3 protein-coding genes and 2 pseudogenes are annotated in these 5,810 nt (G+C 68.2%); 4 read left to right on the top strand and 1 reads right to left on the bottom strand.

Features of this window, described 5'->3' with window-relative positions; translation table 11 throughout:
* The first annotated feature begins 171 nt into the window (after window positions 1-171).
* Both AC27KI_RS17570 and AC27KI_RS17565 read left to right on the top strand, forming a co-directional pair.
* The gene (locus tag AC27KI_RS17570; RefSeq protein WP_272564107.1) at window positions 172-390 is read left to right on the top strand and encodes a SlyX family protein; all 219 of its coding nucleotides are present in this window, start codon (window positions 172-174) and stop codon (window positions 388-390) included.
* A gap of 67 nt (window positions 391-457) precedes the next feature.
* Complete coding sequence (locus AC27KI_RS17565; RefSeq protein ID WP_487114985.1) at window positions 458-1,462, top strand: aldo/keto reductase; 1,005 nt, start codon at window positions 458-460, stop codon at window positions 1,460-1,462.
* Window positions 1,463-1,698: 236 nt separating this feature from the next.
* Here AC27KI_RS17565 and AC27KI_RS17560 read toward each other — a convergent pair.
* Window positions 1,699-2,752 (bottom strand): annotated as a pseudogene (locus tag AC27KI_RS17560) (DEAD/DEAH box helicase); the annotation flags it as partial.
* Window positions 2,753-3,153: 401 nt separating this feature from the next.
* Between AC27KI_RS17560 and ettA the strand changes: the two are divergent.
* A pseudogene (gene ettA / locus AC27KI_RS17555) lies at window positions 3,154-4,816 on the top strand (energy-dependent translational throttle protein EttA).
* Window positions 4,817-4,867: 51 nt separating this feature from the next.
* Window positions 4,868-5,810 (top strand): DUF1631 family protein (locus tag AC27KI_RS17550; RefSeq protein WP_487114983.1); only part of this gene is annotated, 943 nt, incomplete at its 3' end.

The raw sequence follows: 5,810 nt of genomic DNA, 5'->3' as shown, positions 1-5,810 counted from the left end.
CGGCGTGCGGGCCGTGGCCCTGGACGATGCGTGGGCCGTGCGCTCGCTGGTGCTGTGCGTGCGGGAACTGGACGCGCTGCCGGCCCCCGCCCGACAGCTGGTGGCACGGGTGCTGGGGGCGTCGCCAGGCACCGGCGGCGGGTGAAGCGTGGTTTGGGTTCCAATAGCGGCATGCCCGACACCCATCCCAACGAACAGCGCCTGAACGAGCTGGAGATCAAGGCCAGCTTCGCCGAAGACCTGCTCGACCAGCTCAACCTCACCATCTACCGGCAACAGCAGCAGATCGACCGGCTCATCGCCGAGGTGTCCCAGCTGCGCCAGCAGATCCCCGAAGGCGGCGGTGCGGCCGTGCGCAGCCTGCGCGACGAACTGCCGCCGCACTACTGACCTGCCGCGCGCGCCCGCCGGGTTCGCTTCTTCTCCCTCTTTTTCTTCTCACCGAAAGGTCCCTGCCATGCAATACCGCCGCCTTGGCCGCAGCAACCTGCAAGTCTCCGCCCTGTGCCTGGGCACCATGATGTTCGGCGACCAGACGGGGCGCGACGAGGCCGCGGCCATCGTGGCCGACGCGCGCGAGCGCGGCGTGAACTTCATCGACACGGCCGACGTGTACACCCGGGGAGCCTCGGAAACGATGCTGGGCGGGTTGCTCAAGGGCCAGCGCCACGACTGGGTGCTGGCGACCAAGCTGGGCAACAAGATGTCCGACCGGGTGAACGAATCGCAGTATTCCCGCACCTGGATGCTGCGCGAGGTGGATGCCAGCCTGGCCCGGCTGCAGACCGACCACGTGGACATCCTGTACCTGCACCGCGACGTCAACGACATGGACCTGCAGGAGCCGTTGTTCGCCATCGATGCGCTGCTGCGCGCCGGCAAGATCCGCTACTGGGGCGTGTCCAACTTCCGCGCCTGGCGCATCACGGAGCTGGTACACCTGGCGGCGCGCATGGGCCTGCCCGGGCCCGTGGTCTGCCAGCCGTACTACAACCTGCTCAACCGCATGCCCGAGGTGGAGATCCTGCCGGCCTGCGCGCACCACGGCGTGGGCGTGGTGCCCTACAGCCCGATCGCGCGCGGCGTGCTCACCGGCAAGTACCTGCCGGGCCAGCCGCCCGCCGAGGGCACGCGCGCGGCACGTGGCGACAAGCGCATGGCCGAGACCGAGTTCCGCGAGGAATCGCTGCAGATCGCGCAGCAGTTGAAACAACATGCCGAGGAACGCGGCGTGACGCTGGCCCAGTTCGCCACGGCCTGGGTGCTGGCGCACCGCGCGGTGAGCGCCGTGATCGCCGGCCCGCGCACCCTCGCGCAGTGGCAGGACTACGCGCCGGCGCTGGGCGTGGAGATCACCGCGCAGGACGAAGCGCTGGTGAACGACCTGGTGGCCCCGGGCCACCCGTCCACCCCGGGCTACACCGACCCGGCCTACCCCCTGTACCCGCGCACCCGGGCCTGATCGAGCGGAGACGGCTGGCGCGGCTCAGTCGTCCGCGCCGCCGTTCTCCTGGCCCTGGCGGGCCGCGGCCGCCCGCAGCTTGTCTTTCTTGCTCGGGCGCTTGCCCTTGATGCCGCCGTTGCCCGGCGGGGCGGCGGGCGCGGCCTCGGTGGGCTCGAAGCCGGGGATCTGCTCCAGCGGCAGGGCCATGCGCTGGCGCTTTTCGATCAGGCGCCAGTGCGCCTCGGTGCTGGCGCTGACGAAGCTCACGGCCACGCCGGTTTCGCCCGCGCGGCCGGTGCGGCCGATGCGGTGCACGTAGTCTTCCGACACGTTGGGGATTTCGTAGTTGACGACGTGCGGCAGCTCATCGATGTCGATGCCGCGGGCCGCGATGTCGGTGGCCACCAGCGCACGGATGTCGCCGCTCTTGAAGCCGGCCAGGGCCTGCGTGCGGGCGCTCTGGCTCTTGTTGCCGTGCAGCGCCATGGCGTTGACGCCGTTCTTGGTGAGGAACTCGGCCACGTTGTTGGCGCCGAACTTGGTGCGGGTGAACACCAGCACCTGGCTCCAGTCGTGCTCCTGGATGATGTGCAGCAGCACCTGCTTCTTCTTGCCGCGGCCCACGGGGTGGATCACCTGCGTGATGCGCTGCACCGTGGTGTTGCGCGGCGTGACCTGGATGCTCTGCGGGTTCTTGAGCAGCGTGTTGGCCAGCTCGCGGATCTCGTCGCTGAACGTGGCGGAGAACAGCAGGCTCTGCTTGTCCTTGGGCACCAGGGCGAGGATCTTCTTCACGTCGTGGATGAAACCCATGTCCAGCATGCGGTCGGCTTCGTCCAGCACCAGGATCTCGACCGTGGACAGGTCCAGGAAGCCCTGCTGCTGCAGGTCCAGCAGGCGGCCGGGGGTGGCGACCAGCACGTCCACGCCGCGCTTGATGCGGTCGATCTGCGGGTTCATGCCCACGCCGCCGAAGACGACGGTGGACGAGATGTCGACGTATTTGCCGTAGTCGCGCACGGATTCCTCGACCTGGGCGGCCAGTTCGCGCGTGGGCGTGAGCACCAGGGCGCGCACGCCCTTGCCGCCGAACTTGCTCTTGGGGGCCGTGCCCTGCGAGAGGCGGTGCAGCATGGGCAGGGTGAAGGCGGCGGTCTTGCCGGTGCCGGTCTGTGCGCCGGCGAGCAGATCGTGGCCCTCGAGCACGGCGGGGATGGCCTGTGCCTGGATGGGGGTCGGGGTTTCGTAACCCTGTTCGTGCACGGCCTTCAGAATGGCTGGGGCCAGATTCAGTTCGTCAAAGTTCATTCAAGGAAACGCCCTGTCCGGGCGCTGGGGGCATCGGCCTGTCGCAGGACCCATGTCGGGGCTGCGGCCAGTCAAGGCAGATGGGATTCACGAATGGGAGCCAGAACACCGCATGGCGGCTTCGTCGTCCCCAGCAGGTTGCTGAGGCCACCGATCACTGGAGCCGGTGGCTGGGCGCTATTGTGGCACGAGATGCCCGCCGGCGGTCGGGGCTTTACGCAGGCGGCGCGGGCGGGCCGCCCCTGGGGCAAACTGTCGCGCGCGGGCACCGCGTTGCGGGGTTGCCGAAAGCGCCGGCGCCAAAGCATCCGATAATCCGCCTGAACGCGCTTTTCCGGCAGGCCTCCCCGGCCGCTCGTGCACCCCCGGCAGCGCAGCCCCCATCTAAGGAAAGAAAGCCAATGGCCCAATACGTGTATTCGATGAACCGCGTCAGCAAGACCGTGCCGCCGAAGCGGCAGATCTTGAAAGACATCTCCCTGTCGTTCTTCCCCGGCGCCAAGATCGGCGTGCTCGGCCTGAACGGCTCGGGCAAATCCACGCTGCTCAAGATCATGGCCGGCGTGGACAAGGAAATCGAAGGCGAAGCCATTCCGATGCCGGGCCTGACCATCGGCTACCTGGAGCAGGAGCCCAAGCTCAACCCCGAGCACACCGTGCGCGAGAGCGTGGAAGAGTCGATGGGCGCGGTGTTCGCGGCCAAGGCGCGCCTGGAAGAGGTCTATGTGGCCTACGGCGCCGAAGACGCCGACTTCGACGCCCTGGCGGCCGAGCAGGCCCAGCTGGAGGCGATCATCGCCACGGCCGGCACCGACTCCGAGCACCAGCTGGAAATCGCCGCCGACGCCCTGCGCCTGCCCGCCTGGGACGCCAAGATCGGCCTGCTGTCCGGTGGCGAAAAGCGCCGCGTGGCCCTGTGCCGCCTGCTGCTGTCCAAGCCCGACATGCTGCTGCTCGACGAGCCCACCAACCACTTGGACGCCGAGTCGGTCGAGTGGCTGGAAGTGTTCCTCAAGCGCTTTTCCGGCACCGTCGTGGCCATCACCCACGATCGCTACTTCCTCGACAACGCCGCCGAATGGATCCTGGAGCTGGACCGCGGCCGCGGCATTCCATGGAAGGGCAACTACAGCACCTGGCTGGAGCAAAAGGGCGACCGCCTGGCGCAGGAGCAAAAGAGCGAGGAAGCCCACGCCAAGGCCCTGAAGAAGGAGCTGGAATGGTCGCGCCAGAACCCCAAGGCCCGCCAGGCCAAGAGCAAGTCGCGCCTGGCCCGCTTCGAGGAACTGAGCGATTTCGAATACCAGCGCCGCAACGAAACGCAGGAAATCTTCATCCCCGTGGCCGAGCGCCTGGGCCAGCAGGTGTTCGAGTTCCATAACGTCAGCAAGTCCTTCGGCGACCGTGTGCTGATCGACAACCTCAGCTTCAGCATTCCCCCGGGCGCCATCGTCGGCATCATCGGCCCCAACGGCGCCGGCAAGTCCACGCTGTTCAAGCTGCTGGCCGGCCGCGAGCAGCCGGACAGCGGCCAGGTGGTGGTGGGCTCCACCGTCAAGATGGCGTTCGTGGACCAGCACCGCGACGAGCTGGGCAACGACAAGACCGTGTGGGAAGACATCTCCGGCGGCCTGGACATCCTGAACGTCGGCAAGTTCCAGATGGCCAGCCGCGCCTACGCGGGCCGCTTCAACTTCAACGGCTCGGACCAGCAAAAGAAGGTCGGCAGCCTGTCGGGGGGCGAACGCGGGCGCCTGCACCTGGCCAAGACGCTGATCGCGGGCGGCAACGTCCTGCTGCTGGACGAGCCCTCCAACGACCTGGACGTGGAAACCCTCCGCGCCCTGGAAGACGCGCTGCTGGAATACGCCGGCACCGTGCTGGTGATCAGCCATGACCGCTGGTTCCTGGACCGGATCGCCACGCACATCCTGGCCGCGGAAGGCGACAGCCAGTGGGTGTTCTTTGACGGAAACTATCAGGAATACGAAGCCGACAAGAAAAAAACGCCTGGGCGAAGAGGGCGCAAAGCCCAAGCGCATGCGTTACAAGGCACTCAAGTAAGCAACAACCCGTTAGGATCGTCGCTGCTGCCGCTTTTCCTCGCCCGCCACCATGTCCCTGCCCGCGTCCCGGTCCAGAACGGTCTTTCGTGCCTGCGTCGTCAACGCGGTGCGGCAGGGCGAGGCGTTGATGGGACGGCTGACCAGCGTGACCCAGGGGGCGTTGGCCAGCGATGAGTCCACCGAGCGCAACATCCAGCAGCGCACGCTGCTGGCCGATGCGCTGCGGCTGATCAAGCAGCACGAGGACGCCCTGGCCAAGGCCTACCCCATGGCCTTGCTGGAGGTGTTCGCCGAAGGCCCCTCCAACCCGCGCGCGCGTCCGGGCGACGAAACGGGCATGGACTTCGGCGAGCTGTCGCTCATGGACGAGTCCGAGGTGCTGGCCCAGGTCGAGCTGTCGCGGGCCCAGCAGATCGCGGTGCATGCCACCGAGGCCACGCTGGCCGAGCTCAACACCCTGGTCAGCTCCGCGCAGGGCCTGCAGCGCGTGCAGCCCGAGCGCAATCCCCTGCGCCCCGAGAACTACATCCGCGCCCTGCAGCAGGTGGTGGGCGACACGGGCGTGTCCGCCGAGGTCCGCCAGGTGTGGATGGCCCACATGCGCAAGGTGCTGGGCGACGAACTCGTCTCCGTCTACAAAACCGCCGCCCAGAGCCTTCGCGACAACGGCATCGTCCCGGTGGGCTATGCGGTGGCGGGTCAGGCTGGCCAGTCAACGGGCCGTGCCACCGGCTACGGTGGCGCCTACCCCAGCAGCCACGGCGGCGGCTACGGCGGCCCGGCGAGCAGCTACGGCGCGCCCCATCCCGGCGCGTACCCCAGCCAGTACGGCATGCCTGGCGGCATGGGCGGCGGTGGCGGCCCGGCCTCGCTGGGCATGCCGCTCGCCGCCGAGGCCGAGGAAGCCCTGCTGACCGTGGGCATGCTGCGCCAGATGCTCGCCAGTTCCGGCGATGCCTTTGCCTACGGCATGGCGCCCGTCGCCGCGTTCG

Source organism: Acidovorax sp. KPB24-03 (assembly GCF_057546605.1).
Note: the sequence above shows the minus strand (reverse complement) of the source record. Positions and strands in the feature narration are given on the sequence as shown.